This is a genomic window from Lysinimonas soli (assembly GCF_042655435.1).
Lineage (GTDB): Bacteria > Actinomycetota > Actinomycetes > Actinomycetales > Microbacteriaceae > Lysinimonas > Lysinimonas soli.
Genome location: NZ_JBHSMG010000001.1, coordinates 1,309,610 through 1,335,329, shown reverse-complemented (window position 1 = coordinate 1,335,329; position 25,720 = coordinate 1,309,610). Strand labels below are relative to the sequence as shown.

General features: G+C 70.6%; 24 protein-coding genes. 20 read left to right on the top strand and 4 right to left on the bottom strand.

The window, feature by feature from the left end:
* The first annotated feature begins 107 nt into the window (after positions 1 to 107).
* From ACFPJ4_RS06355 to leuA, 8 genes are all read left to right on the top strand, one after another.
* Positions 108 to 1,016 (top strand): DUF559 domain-containing protein, encoded by a 909-nt coding sequence (locus tag ACFPJ4_RS06355; RefSeq protein WP_386739526.1) that lies wholly within the window; start codon positions 108 to 110, stop codon positions 1,014 to 1,016.
* Positions 1,017 to 1,196: 180 nt separating this feature from the next.
* Complete coding sequence (locus tag ACFPJ4_RS06350; RefSeq protein WP_386739525.1) at positions 1,197 to 2,429, top strand: sensor histidine kinase; 1,233 nt, start codon at positions 1,197 to 1,199, stop codon at positions 2,427 to 2,429.
* Positions 2,426 to 3,091 carry a response regulator gene (locus ACFPJ4_RS06345; protein ID WP_386739524.1) on the top strand — a complete coding sequence of 222 codons (666 nt, stop codon included), beginning with the start codon at positions 2,426 to 2,428 and terminating at the stop codon, positions 3,089 to 3,091. Before ACFPJ4_RS06350 ends, ACFPJ4_RS06345 begins: the two co-directional genes overlap by 4 nt.
* Before the next feature lie 79 nt (positions 3,092 to 3,170).
* A complete protein-coding gene (locus tag ACFPJ4_RS06340) occupies positions 3,171 to 3,932 on the top strand; it encodes an ABC transporter ATP-binding protein (protein ID WP_386739523.1) in 762 nt (253 codons plus the stop codon).
* Positions 3,929 to 5,305, top strand: coding sequence for an ABC transporter permease (locus ACFPJ4_RS06335; protein WP_386739522.1), 1,377 nt, complete (start codon positions 3,929 to 3,931; stop codon positions 5,303 to 5,305). Before ACFPJ4_RS06340 ends, ACFPJ4_RS06335 begins: the two co-directional genes overlap by 4 nt.
* A gap of 166 nt (positions 5,306 to 5,471) precedes the next feature.
* Complete coding sequence (locus tag ACFPJ4_RS06330) at positions 5,472 to 6,863, top strand: alpha/beta hydrolase (RefSeq protein WP_386739521.1); 1,392 nt, start codon at positions 5,472 to 5,474, stop codon at positions 6,861 to 6,863.
* Positions 6,860 to 9,379, top strand: a complete 2,520-nt coding sequence (locus tag ACFPJ4_RS06325; RefSeq protein WP_386739520.1) for a bifunctional lysylphosphatidylglycerol flippase/synthetase MprF — start codon at positions 6,860 to 6,862, stop codon at positions 9,377 to 9,379. The genes ACFPJ4_RS06330 and ACFPJ4_RS06325 overlap by 4 nt, the downstream gene beginning before the upstream one ends.
* A gap of 172 nt (positions 9,380 to 9,551) precedes the next feature.
* Positions 9,552 to 11,318 carry a 2-isopropylmalate synthase gene (leuA, locus tag ACFPJ4_RS06320; RefSeq protein ID WP_386739519.1) on the top strand — a complete coding sequence of 589 codons (1,767 nt, stop codon included), beginning with the start codon at positions 9,552 to 9,554 and terminating at the stop codon, positions 11,316 to 11,318.
* 95 nt (positions 11,319 to 11,413) lie between these two features.
* On the opposite strand, the gene ACFPJ4_RS06315 is transcribed toward leuA, so the two are convergent.
* From ACFPJ4_RS06315 to ACFPJ4_RS06305, 3 genes are read right to left on the bottom strand one after another with little or no spacing between them, the layout of a single operon-like run.
* Positions 11,414 to 12,142 carry a trimeric intracellular cation channel family protein gene (locus tag ACFPJ4_RS06315; RefSeq protein WP_386739518.1) on the bottom strand — a complete coding sequence of 243 codons (729 nt, stop codon included), beginning with the start codon at positions 12,140 to 12,142 and terminating at the stop codon, positions 11,414 to 11,416.
* A complete protein-coding gene (locus ACFPJ4_RS06310; protein ID WP_386739517.1) occupies positions 12,139 to 12,927 on the bottom strand; it encodes an SDR family oxidoreductase in 789 nt (262 codons plus the stop codon). The genes ACFPJ4_RS06315 and ACFPJ4_RS06310 overlap by 4 nt, the downstream gene beginning before the upstream one ends.
* A 33-nt stretch (positions 12,928 to 12,960) precedes the next feature.
* Positions 12,961 to 13,485 carry a putative glycolipid-binding domain-containing protein gene (locus tag ACFPJ4_RS06305; protein ID WP_386739515.1) on the bottom strand — a complete coding sequence of 175 codons (525 nt, stop codon included), beginning with the start codon at positions 13,483 to 13,485 and terminating at the stop codon, positions 12,961 to 12,963.
* A gap of 58 nt (positions 13,486 to 13,543) precedes the next feature.
* Here ACFPJ4_RS06305 and recO point away from each other — a divergent pair, with 58 nt between their 5' ends.
* From recO to ACFPJ4_RS06245, 12 genes are all read left to right on the top strand, one after another.
* On the top strand, positions 13,544 to 14,275 hold the full coding sequence (gene recO / locus ACFPJ4_RS06300) for a DNA repair protein RecO (RefSeq protein ID WP_386739513.1): 732 nt from the start codon (positions 13,544 to 13,546) through the stop codon (positions 14,273 to 14,275).
* Positions 14,272 to 15,075, top strand: a complete 804-nt coding sequence (locus tag ACFPJ4_RS06295; RefSeq protein WP_386739511.1) for an isoprenyl transferase — start codon at positions 14,272 to 14,274, stop codon at positions 15,073 to 15,075. The genes recO and ACFPJ4_RS06295 overlap by 4 nt, the downstream gene beginning before the upstream one ends.
* Before the next feature lie 296 nt (positions 15,076 to 15,371).
* Positions 15,372 to 16,049, top strand: coding sequence for an NUDIX hydrolase (locus tag ACFPJ4_RS06290; RefSeq protein ID WP_386739509.1), 678 nt, complete (start codon positions 15,372 to 15,374; stop codon positions 16,047 to 16,049).
* Position 16,050: 1 nt separating this feature from the next.
* The gene (gene nadA, locus ACFPJ4_RS06285; protein ID WP_386739507.1) at positions 16,051 to 17,343 is read left to right on the top strand and encodes a quinolinate synthase NadA; all 1,293 of its coding nucleotides are present in this window, start codon (positions 16,051 to 16,053) and stop codon (positions 17,341 to 17,343) included.
* Position 17,344: 1 nt separating this feature from the next.
* Positions 17,345 to 18,871, top strand: a complete 1,527-nt coding sequence (gene nadB, locus ACFPJ4_RS06280) for an L-aspartate oxidase (protein ID WP_386739505.1) — start codon at positions 17,345 to 17,347, stop codon at positions 18,869 to 18,871.
* Positions 18,868 to 19,713: a carboxylating nicotinate-nucleotide diphosphorylase gene (gene nadC, locus ACFPJ4_RS06275; protein ID WP_386739503.1), complete on the top strand. Its 846-nt coding sequence runs from the start codon at positions 18,868 to 18,870 to the stop codon at positions 19,711 to 19,713. Before nadB ends, nadC begins: the two co-directional genes overlap by 4 nt.
* Positions 19,710 to 20,843 carry a cysteine desulfurase family protein gene (locus tag ACFPJ4_RS06270; RefSeq protein ID WP_386739501.1) on the top strand — a complete coding sequence of 378 codons (1,134 nt, stop codon included), beginning with the start codon at positions 19,710 to 19,712 and terminating at the stop codon, positions 20,841 to 20,843. The genes nadC and ACFPJ4_RS06270 overlap by 4 nt, the downstream gene beginning before the upstream one ends.
* Positions 20,844 to 20,908: 65 nt before the next feature.
* Positions 20,909 to 21,955 carry an aminotransferase class V-fold PLP-dependent enzyme gene (locus tag ACFPJ4_RS06265; RefSeq protein ID WP_386739499.1) on the top strand — a complete coding sequence of 349 codons (1,047 nt, stop codon included), beginning with the start codon at positions 20,909 to 20,911 and terminating at the stop codon, positions 21,953 to 21,955.
* Between the two features lie 90 nt (positions 21,956 to 22,045).
* Complete coding sequence (locus ACFPJ4_RS06260; RefSeq protein ID WP_386739497.1) at positions 22,046 to 23,431, top strand: glycine--tRNA ligase; 1,386 nt, start codon at positions 22,046 to 22,048, stop codon at positions 23,429 to 23,431.
* A complete protein-coding gene (locus ACFPJ4_RS06255; protein WP_386739495.1) occupies positions 23,428 to 24,387 on the top strand; it encodes a CPBP family intramembrane glutamic endopeptidase in 960 nt (319 codons plus the stop codon). The genes ACFPJ4_RS06260 and ACFPJ4_RS06255 overlap by 4 nt, the downstream gene beginning before the upstream one ends.
* Positions 24,388 to 24,410: 23 nt before the next feature.
* Positions 24,411 to 25,061 (top strand): DsbA family oxidoreductase, encoded by a 651-nt coding sequence (locus ACFPJ4_RS06250; protein ID WP_386739493.1) that lies wholly within the window; start codon positions 24,411 to 24,413, stop codon positions 25,059 to 25,061.
* On the top strand, positions 25,058 to 25,231 hold the full coding sequence (locus ACFPJ4_RS06245) for a hypothetical protein (RefSeq protein WP_386739491.1): 174 nt from the start codon (positions 25,058 to 25,060) through the stop codon (positions 25,229 to 25,231). The genes ACFPJ4_RS06250 and ACFPJ4_RS06245 overlap by 4 nt, the downstream gene beginning before the upstream one ends.
* Here the strand turns inward: ACFPJ4_RS06245 and ACFPJ4_RS06240 are convergent.
* The gene (locus ACFPJ4_RS06240) at positions 25,228 to 25,707 is read right to left on the bottom strand and encodes an aminoacyl-tRNA deacylase (protein ID WP_386739489.1); all 480 of its coding nucleotides are present in this window, start codon (positions 25,705 to 25,707) and stop codon (positions 25,228 to 25,230) included. The two genes, ACFPJ4_RS06245 and ACFPJ4_RS06240, sit on opposite strands and share 4 nt — an antisense overlap.
* Positions 25,708 to 25,720: the final 13 nt, after the last annotated feature.

Here is a 25,720-nt window from a genome sequence, read left to right as displayed (position 1 = left end):
GGCGACGAATCCGCGTCCTTTCCGCCCCAGGTGGCATTTCGGCGGTGGAATCCCCGGGGGCGGATGCCGGGGGACGGGAGCGGGGCGGGGCGGGGGAATCTCGGGGGATGGCATCCAGATCCCTCCCGGAACCACTGGCCGGCTCCTTCTTCCACATCCGCGACGCGGAGGCCGTCGGCATCTCGCGTTCGGCGCTGCGGTCGCGTGAGGTCGTCGCGCCGTATCGCGGGGTTCGAGCGCCCGCGCAGCTCGAGCTCTCCGATCTGGACCGATGTCGCGTCTACCTCGAGCGGATGCCGCCGGACCACTTCTTCAGTCACGTCACGGCCGCGCGGTTGTGGGGCATGCGACTGCCCTGGCGGCTTCGCGGCAGTCGGTTGCTCGACGTGACGGCACCCCTTCCGCTGCGGGCCCCGCGGATGCGCGGAGTGCGTGGCCACCATTGCGGCACGGGGCGGATCGAGGTTCAGCCGCTGCATGGGGTTCCCGTGTCGTCGCCCGTCGACACCTGGCGGCAGCTGTCGACGGTGTTGAGCGTCGACGAACTGGTCGTCGTGGGGGACGGTCTTGTGTGCCGGAAGGATCCCCTGCTCAGCTCGAATCAGCTGGGTCGCGCGCTGGCGCGGCACGGCGGGCGGCGCGGCGTCGTGGCCCTTCGGGCCGCTTACGCGCAGGTGCGACCGGGCACGGATTCGGCGCGGGAGACCGAGCTCCGGATGCTGATGGTCGCGGGCGGCCTTCCCGAACCGCGCGTCAACGCGATCGTTTCGGAGGCGGGCGCGACGCGGCTCCGTTACGGGGATCTCGTGTATCCGGACTGGCGCGTCATCGTCGAGTACGACGGAGACCATCACCGCACCGATCGGCAGCAGTTCGCACAGGACGTCCTCCGGCTCGAGGAGCTGACCGCAGCCGGCTGGACCATCGTGCGCGTGCTCGCCGACCACCTCGCCTATCCTTTCCTGGTCGTCGACCGCATCCGCCGCGCCCTGATCGCCAACGGCTGGCGCCCCTAGACCCCGCTCCCAGCTCGCGAAATGCCACTTGGTGCGAGGATTTCGCCGAATTCCCGCACCAAGTGGCACTTCGCGAGCAGGAGCGCGAGCAGCAGAGGCGGGGGAAATACATCGGGAGGATGAGGGGGGCGCGGCCCGCGGGCGGTGCGGAGGGGGCAGCGTGCCCGTAGCGTGGTGGGCATGTTCCGCAAGCTGAGTCAGAGCCAGCTCGCCGCCGATCTGGTGGTCGCGGGAATCTGGACCCTGCTCACGGGATTCGCCGGGGGGATCGACGCCGCCCGCGCCGGCGTCGCCCTCGGAATGGGCGCCGCGCTCGCCTTCCGGCGGCTGTCTCCACCCGTAGCTCTCGGGATCGCGTGGCTGGCATCGCTGGTCCAGGTGTTCGCGCTGGTGCCGCCACAGGTCTCGAACCTGGCCATCCTGGCCATGCTGTACGCCACGGCGGCCTACGGCTCCAAGACGGTGCGCTGGGTCGCGTTCGCCTCCACCTTCCTCGGTGCGGCCGTCATCACGGTGGCGGAGGTGGGGCCCCAGGTGGCCGCCCTGCTCGCCGACAACGGGCTGGGACTCCCGGGCCTGTGGTCGACCCGCAGCTGGCTGGGCAACGGGATCATCATCTTCGTCGGATCCACCGCCGCCTTCCTGCTGTCGTGGACCGGCGGCCTCCTCGTGCGCACCTGGCGCCAGGCCCGCGAGAGCCGTCGCGCGGCGGTCGTCTCCGAGCAGGAGGTCGTCGCCGAGCAGGAGCGCACCCGGATCGCGCGGGACATGCACGACGTCGTCGCCCACTCGCTCGCCGTCGTCGTCGCCCAGGCCGACGGGGCGCGTTACCTCGGCGCGACGGATCCCGCCGCGACCGACGCCGCGCTCGCCGCGATCGCGTCGACCGCTCGCGAGGCCCTCTCGGATGTCCGGGTGCTGCTCGCGCAGCTGCGGCACTCGCAGGGCGACGGCCCGCAACCGACCCTGGTCGACCTCGGTCGCCTGCTCGAGCAGCTCCGCGGCTCGGGGCTGATCGTGGTCCAGGAGGTCACCGGCACGCCCCTCGCCCTCGGGACGGGCCAGCAACTGGCGATCTACCGCATCGTGCAGGAGTCGCTGACGAACGCGCTCCGGCACGCCGACCCGGCCCAGGAGGTCGTCGTGCACTTCGCATGGACTATGCATGGACTTGATCTGACCATCTCGAGTGCCCTCGTGGCGCAGCAGCGAGCGAGCAGGGCGACACGCCCGATTCGAACCATCGGCGCATCCGACGCGCCGGCGATGCCGGGCCACGGCATCGCCGGGATGACCGAGCGAGCGGCCCTGGTCGGCGGCCATCTGACGGCCGGGGTCGACGGCGACCGCTTCCTCGTGCACGCCTGGCTGCCGGAGCAGCCCGCCCTCGACCGCACGGGTGTGCGAGCGTGAGCCGCGCCATCCGGGTGCTGCTCGTCGATGATCAGGCCCTGTTCCGCACCGGGATCCGGATGCTCGTCGCATCGCAGCCCGACCTCGAGGTGGTGGGCGAGGCGGGCGATGGCTCCGAGGCGGTCGCGGTCGCGGCATCCACCGCCCCGGATGTGGTCCTCATGGACATCCGGATGCCGGTCATGGACGGGATCGACGCCACCGAGCGCATCCTCGCGGCCGCCGACGCCCGGGGCGCTGCGCGGCCGCGGATCATCGTGCTGACCACCTTCGACCTCGACGAGGCGGCGACGCGCGCGATCCGCGGGGGAGCGAGCGGCTTCCTGCTCAAGGATGCCGACCCCGAGTTCCTGCTCGCCGCGATCCGAACCGTGCATGCCGGTACCGCCGTGCTCGCCCCGGGTGCCATGCGGGAACTGTTCCAGCACTTCGACTCGCGCCCGGTGGTACCGCCCCAGCCGGCCGCCTTCGCGACCCTCACCGCGCGCGAGCGCGACGTCTTCCTGCTCGCGGCGCGCGGCCTGAGCAACGCCGAGATCGCGGGCGGAGAGTTCTTGAGCGAGGCGACCGTCAAGACGCACATCAGCCGGATCCTGTCCAAGCTCGGCCTGCGGGATCGCGTTCAGCTCGTCGTGTACGCCTTCGAGCACCGGCTGGTGTGATCAGGTCATCCCCCCGGATGACCCTGGTCGAGACTTGAGCCCGATTCGGCTCGGCGTCGCTCTCCGTAGCGTCGCTGACATGGATATCACGACCACCGATCTGGGACTCGTCGCCCGGGTTCAGAACCTCAGCAAGAGCTACGGCACCGACCGCACGAGGGTCGACGCGCTGCGCGACGTCGACCTCGGCATCCGCCGGGCCGAGTTCACCGCCATCATGGGGCCGAGCGGCTCGGGCAAGTCGACCCTCATGCACATCATGGCCGGCCTGGACTCGCCCACCTCGGGTCGAGTCTGGCTCGGGGACGCCGAGATCGGCGGGATGGACGACGCGAACCTGACCCTGCTGCGTCGCCGCCGCATCGGCTTCGTCTTCCAGTCGTTCAACCTGGTGCCGACCCTCGACGTGGAGGGCAATCTGCTGCTTCCCTTCGAGCTCGACGGCCGCCGCCCCACGACGCGCGAGCGCGACTGGATCGACGAGCTCGAGCAGGCCCTCGGGCTCGAGGGGCGGCTGGCGCACCGGCCGCACGAGCTCTCGGGCGGACAGCAGCAGCGGGTCGCGATCGCGCGAGCGCTGGCGACCCGTCCGGAACTCGTGTTCGCCGATGAGCCGACGGGCAACCTCGACTCGCGTACGGGACGCGAGGTGCTCGAGCTGCTGCGCACGGCATCCACGCGGTACGGACAGAGCATCGCCATGGTCACCCACGATCCGATCGCGGCGAGCTACGCCGACCGGGTCGTCTTCCTCGCCGACGGGCGCATCGTCGAAGACCGGGGACGCAGCGATGCTGCCGAGATCTCGCGCTTCATGCTCGACATGGAGGCCTCCTCATGAGGGCGAGTGTGTTGGTGGCCGGGCTCAGCTCGGCGTTCGGGGTCGGCCTTCTGCAGGTGATCGGCGCGCTGACGGCCGTGATCGAGGCGGATCCGCAGACAGCCGGCAGCTCATCGCTTGCCCTCATCCTGCCCATCGTCGGCTGGGTCTTCATCGTCATCGCGATCTACGTCGGCGCGATCGTCACGGCGAACACCTTCGCGACGATCGTGGCGGGGCGGGCACGCAGCATCGCCCTGCTGCGCCTGCTGGGATCGAGCGCACGTGCGCAGCGGCGAGCGGTCGCCCGTCAGGGGCTGAAGGCCGGCCTGTTCGGTGGCGTGGGCGGCGCCCTGGTGGGAACCGGGATGGCGTTCGCGCTGGCGCGCGGCGCCGTCGCGGCGGGGATCGTGCCCGACTTCAGCTACTCCTTCATCGCTCCGGGGCTGCTGCTGCCGATCGCCGCGGTCGTGCTCACGACCTGGTTGGCGTCGTGGATCGGCTCGCGTCGCGTGCTCAGCGTCACGCCCCTCCAGGCGCTCGGCGGATCGGAGGAGCTCAGTCGCGAGGAGGCGGCGCACCGACCGCGGCGCAACGGAGTGGCGATCACCCTCGGCGCTCTCGGTCTCGCTGCGCTGCTGCTGAGCGTCGGGGTGGGGCTCATCACGCCGGCGGCGGTGCTGATCGGAGTGGTCGGCGGGGTGCTCTCGTTCACCGGGCTCGTGCTCGGTGCGGATGTCGTCATGCCCCCTGCGCTCCGTCTCGTCGGTCGGCTCTTCGGCCGCTCGGCGCCGGCACGACTGGCCGCCGAGAACGCTCTGCGTCATCCGCAGCGCAGCTCGCGGGCGACGATCGGGCTCGTGATCGGGGTCACCCTCATCACGATGTTCGGTGTCGCGGTCGCCAGCTTCGAGCAGATCATCCACGACGCGCAGAAGGCGCAGCCCGAGGTCTACCAGGGAACCGAGCAACTGCTCACGGGCATCGTCACGGTGTTCTCGGTGCTGATCGGTTTCAGCGGCCTCATCGCCGCCGTGGGGCTCGTCAACAACCTGTCGTTGAGCGTGCTGCAGCGCATCCGCGAGCTGGGGTTGCTGCGGGCGCTCGGATTCTCGGTGGCGCAGATCCGTCGGATGATCCTCACCGAGAGCGCGCAGCTCACCTTCTCGGCGGTGCTGCTCGGCCTCGTGCTGGGCGCCTTCTACGGCTGGGTGGGAGCGCAGTCGATGCTCGGCTCGATCAACGGGAGCCCGGGGCTGGTGTTCCCGGCGATCCCGTGGCTGATCGTCGCGATCGTGGTCGGGGCGGGGGCTGCTCTCACCGCGATCGCATCGTGGGCGCCCACCCGTCGGGCGACGCGGGTGTCGCCGATCACAGCGCTCGCCGTGGAGTGACGCGTCGCGACCTGATGTCTCCCGGCTCCCGGGAGAGTCCAAGAAACCTCACAGCGATGCATGTGAGAAGGCTCAGGCACAAGGCCCGCGTCATGCAGCGGATTCGAGCTTCGATCCCCGATACTGAGATGCCCTCGAAGGTCGAGGACGTGTTGGAGGAAACCAGATGAACGGCGCGCTTGCCGGCATCCACCTGATCGGCGGCTGGTTGCCGATCGTGGTGAATCTCGCCGCGGCCGGGCTGCTGATCGCCGTCGTGATCTGGCTTGCCGTACCCGTGAAGCCGGGGCTGCGCCGTCGCGGGGCGGTGTCAGCAGCGGTCGGTGCGGCCGCCGGTGCGGCCCTCGGCTGGCTGCTCTGCTGGCTGCTCTCGGATCAGCTCAATCTCTTCGAGGTCTCGCTCACACCCACCTCGCGCGCCTGGGTGGTTGCGGCCTTCGCGGCCGTCGGGATCGCCGTCGTGGCGCTGGTCCGGCGCGGCTCCGGCCGCACCGCGGGCCGGAGGATCGACCGCCCCGCCCTCCGCCGGACGGTGGCCTCGCTCGCCGCCGTCACCGCCGTGCTGGCGGGGGCCCTGGGCGTCAATGCCGACTTCGGTCAGTACACGACGGTCGGATCGCTCGTCGACACCGCGATCGCCCCGCCATTGCCCACGCGCGTGCTCGCCGACCAACTGTCCGGCGCTCCCGGGGCGGTCCGGACGAGTTCACACCATTCGGCCGCGCTCTGGCGCACCGCAGCCGACCCCGCGGCACCGAGTCACGGGATCGTCGGTTCGGTCAGCATCCCGGCCACCGTGTCGCACTTCCCCGCGCGCGGCGCGTACGTGTACCTGCCTCCGGCGGCGCTCGTGCCGCATCCCGTCGCGTTGCCCGTGTTCATCATGATGTCGGGTCAGCCCGGTTCGCCGGCGAATGTGATCTCGTCGGGTCAGATCGCCGCGGTGTTCGACGCCTTCGCACGCTCGCACGGCGGGATCGCCCCGATCGTGGTCGCCCCCGACCAGCTCGGCGCCCCCAGCCGCAACCCGATGTGCGTCAACGGCTTGCTCGGCGCATCCGAGAGCTATCTGACCGTCGATGTGCCGAACTGGATCCGTACGCACCTGACGGTGCAGGCGGCCCCGGGCGCGTGGGCGATCGGCGGTTTCTCGCAGGGTGGGACCTGCTCGATCCAGCTCGGGGCGGCGCATCCGGAACTGTTCTCGGCGATCGTCGACATCTCGGGTCAGCTGGCGCCGAAGAACGGCGGAGTCGCCCAGACCACGGCGATCGGCTTCGGCGGGAACTCGGCGGCGTACCGCGCCGCGCTCCCGGAAGCCGTGATGACCCGCCACGCGCCGTACCGCCACACCGTTGCGGTGTTCGGTGTCGGCGAGCTCGACAGCCGGTACGGACCGGTGGCCGCGCGCATGACGGCCGCGGCGCAGGCCGCCGGAATGGTCGCGACCGAGGCGGTGTCGCCCGGAACCGGTCACGACTGGCACACCGTGCAGTGGGTGCTCACCCACGCGATGACGGCCGTCTATCAGCAGCTCGGGCTGGTGAGCGCCTCATGAGCGCGGCTGCGGTGACGGCGCGGGACGCGCCGGCCCGGGCGCGCCGTCGGGTGGGATTCTGGCTCAGCCAGCTGCGCAATCGGCCCGTCACGATCGGCATCGCCGTCGTGCTGATCGTCGTCTGGATCATCGCTCTGGGAACGGGACGGCAAGGCCCCTTCGCGCCGGCGCTGGCCGGTATCGGCCCGCATCTGCTGCAGCAGCGCCACTGGTGGGGGCTGTTCACCTCCCTCGTCGATGCCGGCACGATCGTCCAGCTGATCATCGCCGTGATCGCGACGCTGCTCGCGGTCGGCACCGCGGAGCGCCTCATGGGCTCGCTCAGGACGGCGATCGCCTTCGTGGTGACGGGGCTGATCGCGACGGCGGCCGGCGTCGGCCTCGTCACCCTCGGGATGCAGTTCCACGAGTTCTGGTCGACCTCGGTTCACGGCGTCGTGACCCTCGATCCGCTCACCCCGATCGCGGGGACGCTGGCCTGGGCGAGCGCCTGGGCGACAACCCTGTGGCGCCGGCGGTTCCGCACCATCCTGATCGCGTCCGCGTCCGCTCTGCTGTTGTATTCCGGGCAGCCGGCCGACCTGTACCTGCTGGTCGCGATCGGCCTGGGTATCGGCCTCGGCGCACTCACCCACCGGGAACGCGGTCCGGTGCTGTGGCGCGGGTCCCGGCACGAGACGCGCACGCTGCTCGCGGTGACGACCGTCATCCTGGCGATCGGCCCCCTGCTGACCGTGCTCTCGGCCACCCGGTACGGCGTCCTGTCGCCTCTCGGGGTGGCGATCTCGAACGCGTCGCCGTCGGGCGTCGACCACGCCATCGGCTGCATCGCCGGGCGCATCGCGCCGGGGTGCGTCAGCCAGCTCACGCACCTGCCGCTGCACAGCGTCGGTGCCACCCTCGTCTCGCTCCTGCCGCTCGCGCTCATGGTCGTGCTCGCTCGCGGCCTGCTCGCCGGGCGCCGTGCGGCTCTGGGGCTGCTGGTCGTCATGCTCGTCGCCGAGAGCCTGCTCGCGGCCTGGTACCTCGGCGTCGTGCCCGCCTTTGGCTCGGCCTACGCGTTGCCCTTCGCTCCGCAACGCCAAGCCGAACTCGCTCTCTGGCTGGTTGTCAGTGCGCTCGTGCCCCTCGCCTTCGCGGTGGTTCTCATCACCCAGCGCCGTGCCTTCCCCGTTCGCACCTCGCCGTCGAGCATCCGGCGCTACCTCGCGGCGATCGCCGGTGCGGTGATCGTGCCCAGTGCGCTCTACCTCGGTTTCGGCTGGATGCTGCGGGCGGGCTTCAGCCCGGTGCCGAGCTTCGGCGAACTGCTGTCCAACCTGCCGCAGCGATTCATCCCGATCGAGTTCCTGAGCGAGGAACGACGTGACTTCCGACCGGTTTCGCCCCTGGCTCACCTGGTGACCCAGAGCGTCGGACCCCTGTTCTGGATCGCCGTCGTGGTCGCGACCGTGCTTTTCCTCCGTGCCCGCAGCGAGGCGGTCGCCGACTCCGCGGAGCACACCAAGCTGCGCGAACTGCTGGCCGTCGGTTCCGGAACCCTCGGCTTCATGAGCACCTGGGAGGGCAACCGGCTCTGGCTCGACCACAGCGGGACCTTCGGTATCGCCTACCGCGTGGTCAACGGCTATGCCGTGACGACATCCGACCCGATCGGTCGCGCCGCGGATCCGGATGCCGCGCTCACCGAGTTCCTCGCGTTCTGCGACTCGGCCGCCTGGACCCCGGTCTTCTACAGCGTTCACGAGGAGTGGCGGGACCGCCTTGCGGCCCGCGGCTGGAGCTCGATCCCGGTTGCACAAGAGACCACCATCGATCCGCGCGCCTTCACCCTCGAAGGCAAGGTCATGCACGATGTGCGCTACTCGGTCAACCGCGCGGCGCGTGAGGGCATCCGTGCCGTCTGGGCGCGGTGGGACGAGCTGCCGCACCGGGTCGCACGGCAGATCTCGGCCCTCTCCGAGGAGTGGATGTCGGAGAAGGACCTCCCCGAGCTGGGCTTCACGCTCGGCGGCCTCGATGAGTTGAGCGACGACGAGGTGCTGGTCGGCGTCGCCCTCGACGAGGCGGATGTCGTGCAGGCCGTGACCAGCTGGCTTCCGGTGCGTCGTGACGGCGTCATCGTCGGGCGCACGCTCGACTTCATGCGGCGCAACCCGCAGGGGGCGAACGGCGTCATGGAGTTCCTGATCGCCGACGGCCTGCGGCTGCTCGGCGAGCAGGGACTCGAGCTCGCCAGCCTGTCGGGCTCGCCGCTGGCCGCTTCGGCCGACGGCCCGCAGGCGACGGGCGCGCTCGCCCGCGTGCTGCGGCTGGTCGGCCGGATGCTGGAACCGGTCTACGGCTTCAGCTCACTCCTGCGGTTCAAGCGCAAGTTCGCGCCCACCCTGCACTCCATGTACCTGTCGTACCGCGATCCGGTTCAGCTGCCCGGAATCGGCATGGCGATCGCACGCTGCTACCTGCCGACCATGACGCTCCGCCAGGCGACCCGCGCCTTCGGGGGCCGCGGCTGAGGTCTGCGGTCACGACCGTGGACGGCGGTGCTACCCTTGTGATGTGCGCTTCGGCTTGCTTCTTCTTAGCTGCCGCGACGAGGTCTAGTTCGGCCAGGCCCTCTCGTCGCGGAGTTTCGTCGTTGCCTGACACCTCCAGACTCACGAAGAGAAGCCAGAGAAGCCGAAGACCATGAAGAACACCCAGCAGCCCTCGGGCATGCCGATCCACCGTTACCGTTCGTATTCGGAGCAGTTCGCCACGGAACTGCCCGATCGCACCTGGCCGTCGAAGGTCATCACGAAGGCGCCGATGTGGTGCGCCGTCGACCTGCGCGACGGCAACCAGGCCCTCATCGACCCGATGAGCCCGGAGCGCAAGCGCATCATGTTCGAGTTGCTCGTCAAGATGGGCTACAAGCAGATCGAGGTCGGGTTCCCGTCGGCGAGTCAGACCGACTTCGACTTCGTCCGGATGCTCATCGAGGAGGGCCTCATCCCGGATGACGTGGTCATCCAGGTGCTCACCCAGGCCCGTGAGGAGCTCATCGCGCGCACCTTCGAGAGCATCAAGGGCGCCAAGCAGGCCATCGTGCACCTGTACAACTCGACGAGCATCCTGCAGCGGGACGTCGTGTTCCGCACCGACAAGGCGGGCGTCATCGACATCGCCCTGCAGGGCGCGCGCTGGTGCAAGCAGTACGAGGCCACGGTTCCCGGAACGGTCGTGTACTACGAGTACTCGCCCGAGAGCTACACGGGCACCGAGCTCGAGTTCGCCGTCGAGGTCTGCAACCGCGTGCTCGAGGTGCTGCAGCCGACCCCCGAACGCAAGGTCATCATCAACCTGCCGTCCACGGTCGAGATGGCGACCCCCAATGTGTACGCCGACTCGATCGAGTGGATGTCGCGGCACCTGGACCACCGCGAGAACGTGATCGTCAGCCTGCATCCGCACAACGACCGCGGCACCGCGGTGGCTGCGGCCGAGCTGGGCTACCAGGCCGGGGCCGACCGCATCGAGGGCTGCCTGTTCGGCAACGGCGAGCGCACCGGCAACGTCGACCTCGTCGCGCTGGGCATCAACCTGTTCACTCAGGGGATCGATCCTGAGATCGACTTCAGCGACCTCGACGAGGTGCGCCGCACCGCCGAGTACTGCAACCAGCTGCGGGTGCACGAGCGCTCGCCGTGGGCGGGCGACCTGGTCTACACGGCCTTCAGCGGCAGCCACCAGGACGCCATCAAGAAGGGCTTCGAGGCGATGGATGCGGAGGCGGCCCGTCGTGGCGTGCCGGTCTCCGAGCTCGAATGGGCGGTTCCGTATCTGCCCGTCGATCCCAAGGACCTGGGGCGCGGCTATGAAGCCGTGGTGCGCGTGAACTCCCAGTCGGGCAAGGGCGGCGTCGCCTACCTGCTCAAGGCGGACCACGCCCTCGATCTGCCGCGCCGCCTGCAGATCGAGTTCAGCGGAGTCGTGCAGGCCAAGACCGATGCCGAGGGCGGCGAGGTGACGAGCGAGGAGATCTGGGAGATCTTCCAGGACGAGTACCTGCCGGCGCCGGCGCATCGTCCCGACGACAAGTGGGGACGCTACGAGCTGCTGTCGACCCGGACGGCGAGCGACATGTCCGGATCCGTCCAGTTGGATGTGCGGCTGCGGGTCGGCGACGAGGTCGAGGAGGCACGCGGCGTCGGCAACGGTCCGATCGCCGCCTTCCTCGAGATCATGGCCGAGCAGGGGCACGATCTGAAGCTCTACGACTACGTCGAGCACACCCTCTCGGAGGGCGGGGATGCCCTGGCCGCCGCGTACGTCGAGCTGCAGGTGGGCGACAAGCGGCTCTGGGGCGTCGGCATCGACGGCGACATCTCGACGGCATCGCTCAAGGCGGTCGTCTCGGCGGTGAACCGCGCCGTGCGCACCGAGGCGGGCGACCGGCAGCTCGTCGGGGCGTAACCGCCCGGACGGCGTCGACTTCGCGGTCGCGCTGCGGCGCCGAGACCTGTGTCTCGCGCCGCGGCGCGGCCTGCCGCGCGCCGCTCGTACGGGTCCTAGGCGTCCCGGTTGTCGCCGCCGGTCGCGCCACTGTCCATGTCGCCGGCCGCGCCGCGACCGGCCGCGCCATCCCGAGTCGCGCCTCGCACCCCGCGCCGCAGGGGCCGCTGCTCGGGCAGCGTCCAGTGGAACAGCACCGCGAGCACCCGCACCGTGAAGGTCAGCACGACGCAGACGACGGCGCCGACCCACGGCGCCGCACCGGCCGCCACGAGGGCGACCAGGCTCGCGGCGCCCACGAGCGCAGCGACGGCGTAGAGCGATCCGACCTGCATGAGCGCGATCGGCACGTTGAGCAGCAGGTCGCGCAGGATCGAGCCCCCGACCGCCGAGACGGCGCCCACGAAGACGGCGGGGATCGCCGGGAGCCCGAGGGCCAGCGCGGTGGTCGTCCCGATCGCGCCGAACAGCCCGATCGTGAGGGCGTCGAGTGCGGTGATGAGCGCGTGGATGCGGGTGAGGATCCGCTGCAGCAGCATCCCGATCAGGGCGGACGCGGTCGCGACCGGCAGGTACCAGTTGCTCAGCAGGGCCTGCGGGATCTCACTCAACAGGATGTCGCGCAGGATGCCGCCCCCGAAACCGGTCGCGACCCCGATGATCGCGACGCCGAGCAGGTCGAGCCGCCTGTCGCGGAACTGGGCGGCGAACAGGGCGCCCTGCAGGCTCCCGATCCCGACGGCGAGCAGGTTGGCCCAGAGGGGGATGCTGACGATGGCGCTCATGGCTCGTCCGTACCACCGGGAGAGCCGCGGCGAGCATCCGCGACATCGAGGCGCGCGGCGTCGGCCGCAGCGTACTGGGCGAACGTCTGCCGACCGAATCCGGGGAGCGCGGTCGTGTGGTCGCCGCGGCGCATCGCCCTGCCCATCCCGCCGGGTACGGGGAGGTTCCAGATCGGTCGGTGGGTGCCGTGGGCGCGCTGCCAGATCTCGGCGAACTCGCGCACGGGACGCGTCTCCGGCCCGCCGATGTCGGCGACCCGGCCGGCCGGGCGACTCGCCGCGAGTTCGGTGAGGCGCTCGGCGACCTCGTCGACGGCGATCGGCTGATCGAGCACGTCGAGCGAGATCAGCACGGGGAGGTGTCGCTGCGGACGGAACACGGCGGCGACGAAGTCGTGGAACTGCGTCGCTCGCAGGATCGTGAACGGGATGCCCGATGCTTCGATCAGTCGCTCGCAGGCGAGCTTGTCGCGGTAGTAGCCGAGCGGCACCTCGTCGACGCCGACGATCGAGATGTAGATGAGGTGAGCGACACCGGCCGGCTTCGCGGCGTCGAGGAGATGTGTGGTCTGCGCCGCATCGGACCTGCCGGTCGTCGCGAGATGGAGCACCGTGTCGACGCCGGTCAGCGCATCGGCGAGCCCGGATCCGGTCGACAGGTCGCCGGTCGCGCGCCCTTCTCCGGGGCGTCGGCTGAGCACGCGCACTTCGTGCCCGGCGGAGCGCAGCAGGGTTGTGGTCGGTCGGCCGAGGCCGCCGGTCCCTCCTGTGACGAGCACCGTCATCCGATGGACCTCCTCGGTGTCATGAGCGATCGCTCACAGCCGCTCGAACAGCCCCGGGTACTCGACGACGAAGCCCGCGAGGTCGACCGTGATGTCGCGGCTGAAGTCGGAGTCGAGCGACTCGTAGCGGTACAGGTCCTCGTCGAGCCGGGTGTAGCGCTGCGCGTCGGGCAGCACCGTCAGGTCCTCGAAGTCGATGTACGCCATGACGAGGTCGGCCTCCTCGCCGATCGCGAGATCGAGCCGGCGGATCGGCAGCGAGTTGGTGAACGGTGTGCCCGAGAGGTCGACGTCGATGCACTCGTCGAGATCGGATCGCCACTCGCCGTCGACCGTCCACTCGCCTTTGCCGTCGGACTCCACCTCGAGCGCGCGCTCGCCGGTCGCCGCCTCGAGACGCAGCCGGCGGAAGGTCCAGTCGCGGTCGCACACCAGCTCGTAGCTGAATCGGCCCCGGGCCGAGTCGATCACGGACTGCGCCCGCACGGTCGGCCCTTCCTCCACATGCAATCGCTCGAGCGAGTCGATCTCGATTCCACGCCACACGAAGTCCGCCACGGTGTGAGTCTGGCACGCCTTCCAGCTGCGGAGGACGAGCGCCTGGGAGAATGGGCGCATGCCCACCTACCGCGACGAAGCCGTCGTGCTGCGCACCCACAAGCTGGGCGAAGCCGACCGCATCGTCACGATGCTGAGCAAGCAGCACGGCAAGATCCGCGCGGTCGCCAAGGGCGTGCGGCGCACCGGCTCGCGCTTCGGCGCCCGGCTCGAGCCGTTCATGGTGGTCGACGCGCAGTTCTACATCGGGCGTTCGCTCGACATCGTGCAGCAGGCCGAGTCCCTGGGCTCCTACGGGGCGGACATCGTGGCCGACTACCCGAGCTTCACCGCGGCCAACGCGATGGTCGAGACCGCCGACCGGCTCAGCGACCACGAGGTGACCCCGCAGCACTACCTGCTGCTCGTGGGGGCGCTGCGCTCCCTGGCCAAGGCGGAGCATTCGCCCGGGCTGACGCTCGATTCCTACCTGCTGCGGGCGCTGTCCATCGCCGGATGGGCGCCGAGCTTCGTCGACTGCGCCGTGACGGGGGCGCCGGGGCCGCACACCGCGTTCGTCGTGCAGCTCGGCGGTGTCGTCAGCGACGAGGTCGCGCCGCACGGAGCACCTCGACTGGATGCCGAGACCCTGGGCCTGCTCGCCGCGCTGCTGGCGGGGGAGTGGTCCGCCGCCGAGGCCGCCGACGAGCGCGCGAAGGCGCAGGCCAGCGGGGTCGTCGCCGCGTATACCCAGTTCCACCTCGAGCGGGGGCTGCGCTCGCTGGAACACCAGGATCGGACCATCGCGTGACGCCGGTTCCGAAGACCCACAAGGACGCCGTCGACTTCAAGCCCGTCGACTGGACCGGGCTCTATCCGCCGAAGCTGCCCGCCGCGGCGGTTCCCGGCCACGTGGCGATCGTCATGGATGGCAACGGCCGCTGGGCCAACCGCCAGGGCCTCACGCGCATCGAAGGCCACCGCGCCGGGGAGGCGGCCTTGCTGGATGTCGTGGCCGGCGCGATCCAGATCGGCGTCAAGCACCTCAGCGTCTACGCCTTCTCGACCGAGAACTGGTCGCGCAGCCCCGACGAGGTGCGGTTCCTGATGGGCTTCAACCGCGATGTGCTGCACCGCCGCCGCGACCAGCTCAACGACTGGGGGGTGCGGGTGCGCTGGGCGGGACGCCGACCGCGGCTGTGGCGTTCGGTCATCGACGAGCTGCAGTTCGCGGAGCGGCTCACCGCGCACAACTCGACCCTCACGCTCACGATGTGCGTCAACTACGGGGGCCGCAACGAGATCACGGATGCCGTGCGCGCGATCGCCGAGGAGGTGCGGTCGGGGAGGCTGAAGCCGTCCGGCATCAGCGAGCGCACCATCCAGAAGCACCTGTACATCCCGGACGTGCCCGATGTCGACCTGTTCGTGCGCAGTTCGGGCGAGCAGCGCACGAGCAACTTCCAGCTCTGGCAGAGCGCGTATGCCGAGATGGTGTTCCTCGACACCCTCTGGCCGGACTTCTCGCGGCAGGAACTCTGGCATGCGATCGAGCTGTACGCGTCACGGACGCGGCGGTTCGGCGGCGCGGTCGACGCCCCGTCCGTCTGACGGGCGACCCGCGGTCGCGGGCAGGCGCCGCTGGGGCCCGGATCGACTGATTCTTAACTCGGGGCGCGCGGGTGCAGGCGGTTCAGGGACATCCATGGGCGGTGGGGGGTGTGGGCCCGGATTTCGGGGTTCTTCCTGAACGGCCGGCGCAGGGAGCCACCGGCCGGTGCGCGGCTCGCGAGCCGCGACCCGGCGCGACGGGCGAGACACGGTCCCACCCGGGTTTGAGTCGCCACGACCCGAAGTGATAGACTCTGTTCTGGTCACAATGACCTTTACTGAGGATGTGGATTCGGATGCCGATCGGCCTCGCGGTCTCGACCGTGATCTTCGCGCTGCGGCCCGATTCGTCGCGGCCGGATGAGCCCAGCATCCTGTCGATCCCGCTCGTGCGCCGCACGCGCGATCCCTTCGCGGGGAGATGGTCGTTGCCCGGTGGCGTCGCCGACGACGACGAGAGCCTCGCCGACACCGCGGCGCGCAAGCTCTACGAGACCACCCAGCTCGCCCCGGCCTACCTCGAGCAGCTCTACGCCTTCGGCGACGTCGATCGGGCCTGGAGCGGTCGCGTGGTGAGCGTCGTCTACTGGGCCCTCGTGCGATCCGAGCTCGCCGATCAGGCCGCTGAGGGCGAGAACGTGCGCTGGTTCGCGGCCGACGAGCTGCCCGACCTCGCCTTCGACCACAACCGGATCGTCGAGTACGCGCTCTGGCGCCTGCGCAACAAGATGGAGTACTCGCGCATCGCCCACGCCTTCCTCGGCGAGACGTTCACGCTCGCCGAGCTGCGCCGGGTGCACGAGATCGTGCTCCAGCGCACCCTGGATCCGGCCAACTTCCGCCGGCAGATCGAGTCTTCCGCGACCGTCGTCGCGACCGACGAGGTCGTCTCGGGCGGACGCCACCGCCCACCCCGTCTGTACCGCTACGACACCACCATCCGACTGGCCGACAACGGCCCCCTGGGAGGCTGACATGCCCTCGATCGCCCTGACCATCCAGGCGGCCCCCGCCGCCGCGTGCACCCCCGAGCTCGCGAAGCAGCCGTGGAGCTTCGACACCGTCCCGGGCTACGGCCCCGGCTCGTCGATGGGCGACGTCATCCCGGCGGGTGCGCCTCGCCAGGGCGGCCTGCCCGCCGAGTACCAGCGGGCCACCACCGAGGAGCTGCACGAGCGGATCCGCGCCGCGAAGGCCGCCCTCGGCGACCGCGTCGTGATCCTCGGCCACTTCTACCAGCGCGACGAGATCGTGCAGCATGCCGACTTCCTCGGCGACTCGTTCCAACTCGCGAACGCGGCCCAGACCGTGCCGAACGCCGAGACCATCGTGTTCTGCGGGGTGCACTTCATGGCCGAGACGGCCGACATCCTGGCGCAGCAGCACCAGCGGGTGATCCTGCCCAACCTGGCCGCGGGCTGCTCGATGGCCGACATGGCCGACAGCGACTCGGTCGAGGAGTGCTGGGAGCAGCTCGAAGCCCTCTACGGCACCGAGCCGGATGCCGAGGGCCGCGCCCCGATCATCCCCGTCACCTACATGAACAGCTCGGCCGCTCTCAAGGCGTTCTGCGGCCGGCACGGCGGAATCGTCTGCACCAGCTCGAACGCCGAGACGGTGCTCGAGTGGGCCTTCGAGCGCGGGCAGCGGGTGCTGTTCTTCCCGGATCAGCACCTCGGCCGCAACACCGCCAAGAAGATGGGCGTGCCGCTGGAGCGCATGCCGATGTGGAACCCACGCGGCCCGCTCGGCGGCAACACCGCCGAGCAGCTGCTCGACGCGAGGGTCGTGCTGTGGCACGGCTTCTGCTCGGTGCACAAGCGCTTCACGGTCGAGCAGGTCGAGCGGGCGCGCGCCGAGCACCCGGGTGTGCGGGTGATCGTGCATCCGGAGTGCCCGATGGCGGTCGTCGACGCGGCCGACGAGGCCGGCTCGACCGACTACATCCGCCGGGCGGTCGCCGCCGCGACCGAGCCGACGACCTTCGCGATCGGCACCGAGGTCAACATGGTCAACCGGCTCGCGGCCGAGTTCCCGCAGCACGAGATCTTCTGCCTCGATCCGGTGGTCTGCCCGTGCTCGACGATGTACCGCATCCACCCCGGGTACCTGGCCTGGGTGCTCGAGGGCCTGGTGAACGGCGAGACGCACAACGTGATCGAGGTTCCGGATGCGGTGGCCGCCGACGCGCGCGTCGCCCTCGAGCGCATGCTCGCCTCGCGACCCGCCGGGTCGGTGCCGGCACCCGCAGCGCCGCACGGAGCCTGAGATGGCGCGCATCGTCGTCGTCGGTACCGGCATCGCGGGCCTCGTCACCGCCTACCGCGCGATGACGCGCGGCGGCCACGAGGTCATGCTGGTCACCAAGGCCGAGCTCGCCGAGAGCAACACCCGCTACGCGCAGGGCGGGATCGCCGCGGCGATGTTCCCCGACGACAGCGTCGCCGCGCATGTCGCCGACACGCTCCGCGCCGGGGCCGGGCTGTGCGATCCGGTCGCGGTCGAGGTGCTGTGCAGCGAGGGTCCGCGCCGCATCCGCGAGCTGATCGCGCTCGGCGTCGAGTTCGACCGGATCGACGGCGAACTCGCCCGCGGTCACGAGGCGGCGCACTCGCGACGTCGCGTGCTGCACGCGGGCGGCGATGCGACGGGCCTCGCCATCGAGCTCGCCCTGCTGCGCGCGGTCGCCGGGCTCGCCATCGAGGTACACGAGCACACCTTCCTGCGCGATCTCGTGCTCGATGCCGGGCAGCGGGTCATCGGGATCGACGCGATCGCGCCCGACGGACGGCCGCTGCGCCTGCTCGGGGACGCGGTCGTGCTGGCCACGGGCGGAGCCGGTCAGCTCTACCGGCACACCACCAACCCCGGGGTGACCACCGGCGACGGCATCGCCGCGGCCGCGCGCGCCGGCGCCGTGCTGGCCGACCTCGAGTTCTACCAGTTCCACCCGACCTCGCTCGCGGTTCCCGGCGACCCGCTGGTCTCGGAGGCCGTGCGCGGCGAGGGCGCCGTGCTGCTCGACGAGAGCGGGCGCCGCTTCATGCTCGAGGTGCATCCGGATGCCGAACTCGCCCCCCGCGACATCGTCGCGCGGGCGATCGCGGCCACGATGGCCGCCCAGGGCGGCCGCCCCGCCCTCCTCGACGCCCGGATGCTCGGCCGCACCCGGCTGGAGGAGCGCTTCCCCGGCATCACGGCGGTGTGCCGCGAGCACGGGATCGACTGGGCGAGCGAGCCCGTTCCGGTGACGCCCGCCGCCCACTACTGGATGGGCGGCATCCACACCGACATCGACGGGCGCAGCTCGATCCCGGGCCTGTACGCGGTCGGCGAGGCAGCCCACACGGGTGTGCACGGCGCGAATCGGCTGGCGTCGAACTCGTTGCTCGAGTCGCTCGTCTTCGCCTGGCGCGCGGCGGAGGCGCTCGACGCGGACGGTTCGCCGGTGCCCCGCGCCGAGCCGCAGCGGCCGGCAGGAGAACTGCCGTCGAGCCTTCGCCTGAGCCGCTCGCAGCTGCAGGAGCTGATGTGGCGCCAGGTCGGACTCGAGCGGGATGCGGCCGGTCTCGAGGCGGCGGCATCGCGCCTGGACGAGTGGAGCCGGGGCGACACCGCCCGCGACCAGGAACCGCGCACGGTGCGCGAGCTCGAGAACCGCAATCTGCTCGACCTCGCCCGGCTCATGACCGCCGCGGCCCTCGTGCGTGAGGAGTCGCGCGGCGCGCATCACCGGTCCGACTTCCCCGAGACCAGCGCCGCGTTCGCGGCCGACACCCTGGAGGTGGTCCGATGAACCCCGTCGATGAGGTGATCCTCCGCGCGCTCGCCGAAGACGCGCCGTGGGGCGACGTGACCTCGGAGGTCTTCCTTCCCGAGTCGGCCAGGGCCGTGGCCGGTCTCGCCGCGCGCGAAGCGGGAGTGCTCAGCGGCATCCGGGTCTTCGCGCGGGTGTTCGAACTCGTCGACCCCGGCACGAGCGTCGAGCTGCTCGCGTACGACGGCGAGCGGTTCGAGCCCGGCGACGCGCTCGCCCGCGTCGACGGGTCGGCCCGCTCTGTGTTGCGGGCCGAGCGGATCGGTCTCAACCTCATCCAGCGGATGTCGGGAATCGCCACCCTGACCGCCCGCTTCGTCGCCGAGGCGGCCGGCACCGGGGCGCGCATCGTCGACACCCGCAAGACCACCCCGGGGCTGCGTGCGCTCGAACGCCAGGCGGTGCGCGACGGCGGCGGACACAACCACCGCTTCTCGCTCTCGGATGCCGTGCTCGCCAAGGACAACCACCTGGCGGTGCTCGCCGCCTCGGGTCGCGAGCTCGGCGACGCGATCCGCGAGGCGCGCACCCGCATCGGGCACACCACGCACCTCGAGGTCGAGGTCGATCGCCTGGACCAGATCGAGACGGTGGTCGCCGCGGGCGTCGACACGATCATGCTCGACAACTTCACCGTCGACGAGCTGCGCGAGGGGGTCGCGATCGTCGCCGGCCGAGCCCTGATCGAGGCCAGTGGCGGCGTCTCACTCGACACGGTCGCCGCGATCGCCCGCACCGGCGTCGACCTGATCTCGGTCGGCGCGCTCACCCACGGGGTCCGCGCACTCGACCTGGGTCTGGATGTCGAGGTCGTTGCGTGATCTACCTCGACCATGCTGCGACCGGCCCGGTTCGCCGCGAGGTGCTCGAGGCGATGTGGCCGTACCTCACCGGCGAGTTCGGCAACCCGAGCAGCCACCACGAGCTGGGGGAGCAGGCGGCCCGGGCGCTGGCGGCGGCCCGCGAGACGATCGCGGCGCAGCTCGACTGCCGCGCCTCGGAGCTGATCTTCACCTCGGGCGGAACGGAGGCCGACAACCTCGCCGTCAAGGGCATCGCTCTGGCACAGCCGCGCGGGCGCCGCATCCTCACGACGGCGATCGAGCACGAGGCGGTGCTCGAGAGCTGCGACTATCTGCGCCGCCTGCACGGGTTCACGATCGTCGAGGTCCCGGTCGACCGCGAGGGACTCGTCGATGCGGCCGCCCTCGCGCGGCTGCTGACCCCCGACACGACCCTGGTGAGCATCGCGCACGCCAACAACGAGATCGGCACGATCCAGCCGGTCGCCGAGCTGGCCGCCCTCGCGCGGGCGCAGGGCGTCCCGTTCCACACCGACGCGGTGCAGTCCGCGGGCTGGCTCGAGGTGGGTCTTCGCCGGCTCGGGGTCGACGCGCTCTCGGTCGCGGGACACAAGCTGGGGGCGCCGAAGGGGATCGGCGTGCTCGCGCTCCGGTCCGGCACCCCGCTCGAGCCCCTGCTGCACGGTGGCGGGCAGGAGCGCGGACGCCGGTCGGGCACCGAGAACGTCGCGGCGATCGTCGGCCTGGCGGTGGCGATGCGGCTCGCGGCGGCGTCCCGGCCAGAGGCGGCCGCCGTCGAGGCGGTGCGCGACGCCCTCATCGACGGCATCCTCGCGGACGTGCCGACCGCCCGCCTGACCGGACCGCGCGCGCGACGACTGCCCAACTCGGCCTCGTTCGTGTTTCCCGGCACCAGCGGCGAGGCGGTGCTGCTGCGTCTCGAGGCGCACGGGATCGTCTGCTCGAGCGGCTCGGCCTGCGCGGCGGGCAGCGACGAGCCTTCGCACGTGCTGCTCGCGACCGGTGTTTCCGCCGAACTCGCTCAGACCGCCGTGCGGTTCACGCTCGGCTACGACAGCACGCGGGCGGATGCCGATCAGGCGGTGCGAGGCGTGCGCGAGGCCATCGACGCGTTGCTGGCCCACTGAGGCGACGGCCACGAACCGCCGGGTGGTCTCTTGTGGCCGCTGCCGCCGCCGACCATCATCGGGGGATGACGTCCGACTCCCTCGCCGCCGCGATCACCCAGTTCGGCGATCCGCGCGGCTACCTCGCGGTCGCTTCGATCGGCATCCCGCCCCGGGATGCCGTCGATGCTCTCCGCGCCGACCTGGACGCCTGGGCCGCCGCCCAGCGCGACCCGCAGGGCTACGACCCCGTGATCGCCCGCACCCGCGGGCACTACGCCCGGCTGGTCGGGGTTCCCGAGTCGCGCGTCGCGCAGGGGTCGCAGACCTCCGTGCTCACCTCCCTGGTCGCGGCGGCCGTTCCCGACGGGGCCGAGGTGCTCGTGGCGGACGGCGACTTCTCGTCGATCGAGTTCCCGTTCCTGCAGCGGCCCGGCATCCGGGTGCGCTCGGTTCCCCTCGAGGCGCTGGCCGACTCGATCGCCGACGACACCTGGCTGGTCGTCTTCTCGTTCGTGCAGTCCGCGACCGGGGTGATCGCCGATGTCGAGGGGATCCGCGCGGCCGCGGCCCGCACCGGCACGATGACCTTCTGCGACTTCACCCAGGCGGCGGGGGTGCATCCGGTCGATGCGGCGCTCTTCGACATCACGGTGTGCCACAGCTACAAGTGGCTGTGCGCGCCGCGCGGGGTCGCCTTCCTGACGGTGAGCGAGCGGATCGATCCGCTGCTGACCCCGCTGCAGGCGGGCTGGTACGCGGGTGACGACGTGTGGTCGAGCGTCTACGGCCCGGCGATGGCGCTCGCCCGCGACGCGCGGCGGTTCGACGTCTCGCCGGCCTGGCAGGCCTGGATCGGCGCCGAGCAGTCCATCGGCCTGTTCGCCGGTCTCGACCTGGCGGAGGTCTGGGATCTCACCTCGGGACTGGGCGACCAGTTGTGCGAGGCGCTCGGCATTCCGTTGCAGCATCAGGCGATCGTCACCTGGCCGGATGCCTCGGGTCACGACCTCAGGAAGCTGATCGACGCCGGCGTCCGCGTCTCCGGCCGCGCGGGGCGTCTGCGCGCGTCGTTCCACCTCTGGAACGACCCCAGCGACGTCGTCCGGGTGGTGCAGGCGCTGCGCTCCTGAGCGCGGCGGGGCCGGTCGCAGATCGTCGATAGGCTGATCACGCACATCGCGACCGCGCAGCCAGCGCGGCTGACCCCTGGAGTTCACCTCGTGGCCACGCCCAATCCGCTCGATTCGATCATCTCCCTCGCGAAGCGCCGTGGCTTCGTCTACCAGTCGGGGGAGATCTACGGGGGATCCCGCTCGGCCTGGGACTACGGCCCGCTCGGCGCCGCGCTGAAAGAGAACATCAAGCGCGAGTGGTGGAAGTTCATGGTGCAGGGGCGCGACGACATCGTCGGCATCGACTCCTCGATCATCCTTCCCCGCCAGGTCTGGGAGGCATCCGGTCACGTCGAGGTGTTCTCGGACCCTCTGATCGAGTCGCTGCACACCCACAAGCGCTACCGGGCCGACCATCTGCTGGAGGCCTACGAGGAGAAGCACGGGCATCCGCCGGTGAACGGCCTCGCCGACATCCGCGACCCCGATACCGGCCAGCCCGGCGCCTGGACGGAGCCGCGCAACTTCTCCGGCCTGCTCAAGACCTTCCTCGGTGCGGTGGACGACGAGGACGGCCTCGCCTACCTGCGCCCCGAGACCGCGCAGGGCATCTTCGTCAACTTCGCCAACGTGCTCTCGAGTGCCCGCATGAAGCCGCCGTTCGGCATCGCCCAGATCGGCAAGAGCTTCCGCAACGAGATCACGCCCGGCAACTTCATCTTCCGCACCCGCGAGTTCGAGCAGATGGAGATGGAGTTCTTCGTCGAGCCCGGAACCGACGAGACCTGGTTCGACTACTGGATCGACGCCAGCGAGGAGTTCTACGTCGGTCACGGCATCGACCCGCAGAACATCCGCCGCTACGAGCACCCGAAAGAGAAGCTCTCGCACTATTCGAAGCGCACGATCGACCTCGAATACCGCTTCCGCTTCGCGGGAAGCGAGTGGGGCGAGCTGATGGGCGTCGCGAACCGCACCGATTTCGACCTCAGGACCCACTCCGAGAAGTCCGGTGTCGACCTGTCGTACTTCGATCAGACCAAGAACGAGCGCTGGATCCCCTACGTGATCGAGCCGGCGTTCGGTTTGACCCGCGCGCTGATGGCCTTCCTGGTCGACGCCTACGCCGAGGACGAGGCACCCAACACCAAGGGCGGCGTCGACAAGCGCACCGTGCTGCGTCTCGACCGCAGGCTCGCTCCGATCAAGGTCGCCGTGCTGCCGCTGTCGCGCAACGAACAGCTGTCGCCCGTCGCGAAGGAGCTGGCCGCCGAGCTGCGCAAGCACTGGATGATCGAGTTCGACGACGCCGGCGCGATCGGCCGTCGCTACCGCCGTCAGGACGAGATCGGCACGCCGTTCGCGGTGACCGTCGACTTCGACACCCTCGACGACCGGGCGGTCACCGTGCGCGAACGCGACACCATGTCGCAGGAGCGGGTGTCGCTCGACCGGCTCACCGGGTACCTGGCCGAGCGGCTGCTCGGATCGTGACGGCGGCCGGGGCCCTGCCCCCGCTCCGCTATCCGCGGCTGCTGCATGCCCTGCCGGGGTACCGGTGGTGGAAGCCGCTGGTCGCTTTCGTCGCGGCCGCGTTCCTGTGGATCGCGTTCCAAGTGGTGTTCGCCGGGGCGGGCGTCATCCTCGAACTGCTGCGCGGCGGACTGCGCACCGACACGCCGCAGCACCTGATCGCGGATGTCACGCGCTTCCTGTTGATCGATGCGGGCAACCCGCTCTCGCTCATCGTCGGGCTTGGCGGGGTGGCGACGTTGCTCCCGGCCGTACTGCTTGCCTACCGGATCGTCGGTCTGAGGCCGCTGTCGGTGCTGCGCTCGGTGGCCTTCCGTTTGCGCTGGGGCTGGATGGCGCTGTGCCTGGTTCCGGCGCTCCTGATCACGCTGATCGCCAATGGCGTCGGACTCTTCCTCCTCCCGCTGCTGGAGGGCGGGGGAGTCCTCGTGGCCCCGACCGTTCCCCTCGGCTCCTTCCTGCTCTGCGCTCTGATCGTGGTCGTGCTGACCCCGATCCAGGCGGCGGCCGAGGAGTTCGCGTTTCGCGGCCTCGTGCTGCAGATGTTCGGCTCGTGGATCCGTCCGGTCCTGATCACGATCCCGCTCGCCGCGGTGCTGTTCGCCGCCGCGCACACCCAGTACATCGGCTGGGCGACCGTCGATGTCTTCGTCTTCGCCCTGGTGGCGGGCTACCTCACCTGGCGCACGGGCGGCATCGAGGCCGGCATCGCGCTGCACGCGGCCAACAACACGATCGCCTTCCTCACCCTGGCGTCGAGCATTACCGGCACCACGCGCAACACGGGCGGCGCGGGCGACCTCCTGTCGCTCCTGGTCACGATCGTCACGATGGCGATCTACGTGCTGCTCGTCGAGTGGATGGCACGGCGCCGCGGCATCCGGATCGTGCTCGAGCCGCTGGCCGGGAATAGCTGACGCGTCACCCTGTTGTCTCTGTCATGAGTACTCCCATCAAGGTGGACGTCTGGAGCGACATCGCCTGCCCCTGGTGCTTCATCGGCAAGCGCAAGTTCGAAGCGGGGGCCGCCGAGTTCGGCGGCGAGGTCGAGGTGGAGTACCACTCCTACGAACTCTCGCCCGACACCCCCGTCGACTTCGACGGCAGCGAGCAGGACTACCTCGTCGGACGGGGCTTTCCGGCCGATCAGGTCGACGGGATGCTGGAGCGGGTCACCGGCATCGCCGAGACGGTCGGTCTGCACTACGACTACGACGCCCTGCAGCACACCAACACCGTGCTCGGCCACCAGCTGATCCACTACGCCAAGGCGCACGGGCGCCAGCTCGAGATGAAGGAGCGGCTGTTGGCCGCGTACTTCGAGGAGGGCCGGCACCTCGGCCGTATCGACCAGCTGGCGGATCTCGCGGCCGAGCTGGGCTTCGACCGCGACGATGTCGTGCGCTCGTTGACCGCGCAGGAGCACCTGGCCGCGGTGCGCGCCGATCAGGCGCTGGCCGTCGAGTACGGCATCCAGGGCGTCCCGTTCTTCGTGATCGACGGCAAGTACGGGGTGTCGGGGGCTCAGGACGCCGCGACCTTCGCTAGCGTGCTCGCACAGGTGCGCGACGAGAGGGAGTCCGTGGCATGAGCGAGGCGATGACGGCGTCGATCCCGGTGGTCGAGGCGGTGCCGGCGGCTCCCGCCCTGCAGCTGATCGGAGATCCGACAGCGGCGGCCTGCGACGGAGACTTCTGCGCGATCCCGGCCCACCACGAGCAGGCGGTCATGAACCGCCGCGTCGACGACGACCGGGTCTAACGCGGCGGCAGCTCGTCGCTGATGTCGGCGACCGTGGCGCCGAGCCCGGCGATCAGGCGATCGGCGTCCACGAAGGCACTCAGTCCGTGCTCGCCGGCTCCCATCGAGACGCGTCGACCCGCGATCCGCTCGTCGACGTAGACCGGCCAGGCGGTCGTCGAGCCGAGCGGGGTGATCGTGCCGCGCTCGTATCCGGTCGCCTCCAGGGCGAGGGACGCCTCGGGCAGCTGCAGCTTGTTGACCCCGACGACCGCGCGCAGCTTCGCCCAGGAGATCTGCCGGTCGCCCGGGACCTCGGCGAACAGGAAGCTGCCGTCGTGACGTTTCACCACGAGGGACTTCACGATGTCCGCAGGCCGGATGCCGAGGATCTCGGCCGCCTCCTCCAGAGACCGGGCGGCGGTGCGCTCCACGAACTCGAGGTCGATGCCGCGTGCCGCGGCGTCCGCGGCCACCCGTTCGCGTCCCGTCGGCATGGCCGCCCGCCTT

Bases quoted from the DNA above. Each gene is read 5' to 3' on its own strand.
- recO (WP_386739513.1), top strand. From the start codon at position 13,544: ATGCCCACCTACCGCGACGAAGCCGTCGTGCTGCGCACCCACAAGCTG.
- ACFPJ4_RS06250 (WP_386739493.1), top strand. From the start codon at position 24,411: ATGAGTACTCCCATCAAGGTGGACGTCTGGAGCGACATCGCCTGCCCC.
- ACFPJ4_RS06265 (WP_386739499.1), top strand. From the start codon at position 20,909: ATGACGTCCGACTCCCTCGCCGCCGCGATCACCCAGTTCGGCGATCCG.
- ACFPJ4_RS06290 (WP_386739509.1), top strand. From the start codon at position 15,372: ATGCCGATCGGCCTCGCGGTCTCGACCGTGATCTTCGCGCTGCGGCCC.
- ACFPJ4_RS06310 (WP_386739517.1), bottom strand. From the start codon at position 12,927: ATGACGGTGCTCGTCACAGGAGGGACCGGCGGCCTCGGCCGACCGACC.
- leuA (WP_386739519.1), top strand. From the start codon at position 9,552: ATGAAGAACACCCAGCAGCCCTCGGGCATGCCGATCCACCGTTACCGT.
- ACFPJ4_RS06340 (WP_386739523.1), top strand. From the start codon at position 3,171: ATGGATATCACGACCACCGATCTGGGACTCGTCGCCCGGGTTCAGAAC.
- ACFPJ4_RS06325 (WP_386739520.1), top strand. From the start codon at position 6,860: ATGAGCGCGGCTGCGGTGACGGCGCGGGACGCGCCGGCCCGGGCGCGC.
- ACFPJ4_RS06335 (WP_386739522.1), top strand. From the start codon at position 3,929: ATGAGGGCGAGTGTGTTGGTGGCCGGGCTCAGCTCGGCGTTCGGGGTC.
- ACFPJ4_RS06355 (WP_386739526.1), top strand. From the start codon at position 108: ATGGCATCCAGATCCCTCCCGGAACCACTGGCCGGCTCCTTCTTCCAC.
- nadB (WP_386739505.1), top strand. From the start codon at position 17,345: ATGGCGCGCATCGTCGTCGTCGGTACCGGCATCGCGGGCCTCGTCACC.
- ACFPJ4_RS06330 (WP_386739521.1), top strand. From the start codon at position 5,472: ATGAACGGCGCGCTTGCCGGCATCCACCTGATCGGCGGCTGGTTGCCG.
- ACFPJ4_RS06245 (WP_386739491.1), top strand. From the start codon at position 25,058: ATGAGCGAGGCGATGACGGCGTCGATCCCGGTGGTCGAGGCGGTGCCG.
- ACFPJ4_RS06315 (WP_386739518.1), bottom strand. From the start codon at position 12,142: ATGAGCGCCATCGTCAGCATCCCCCTCTGGGCCAACCTGCTCGCCGTC.
- nadC (WP_386739503.1), top strand. From the start codon at position 18,868: ATGAACCCCGTCGATGAGGTGATCCTCCGCGCGCTCGCCGAAGACGCG.
- nadA (WP_386739507.1), top strand. From the start codon at position 16,051: ATGCCCTCGATCGCCCTGACCATCCAGGCGGCCCCCGCCGCCGCGTGC.
- ACFPJ4_RS06240 (WP_386739489.1), bottom strand. From the start codon at position 25,707: ATGCCGACGGGACGCGAACGGGTGGCCGCGGACGCCGCGGCACGCGGC.
- ACFPJ4_RS06350 (WP_386739525.1), top strand. From the start codon at position 1,197: ATGTTCCGCAAGCTGAGTCAGAGCCAGCTCGCCGCCGATCTGGTGGTC.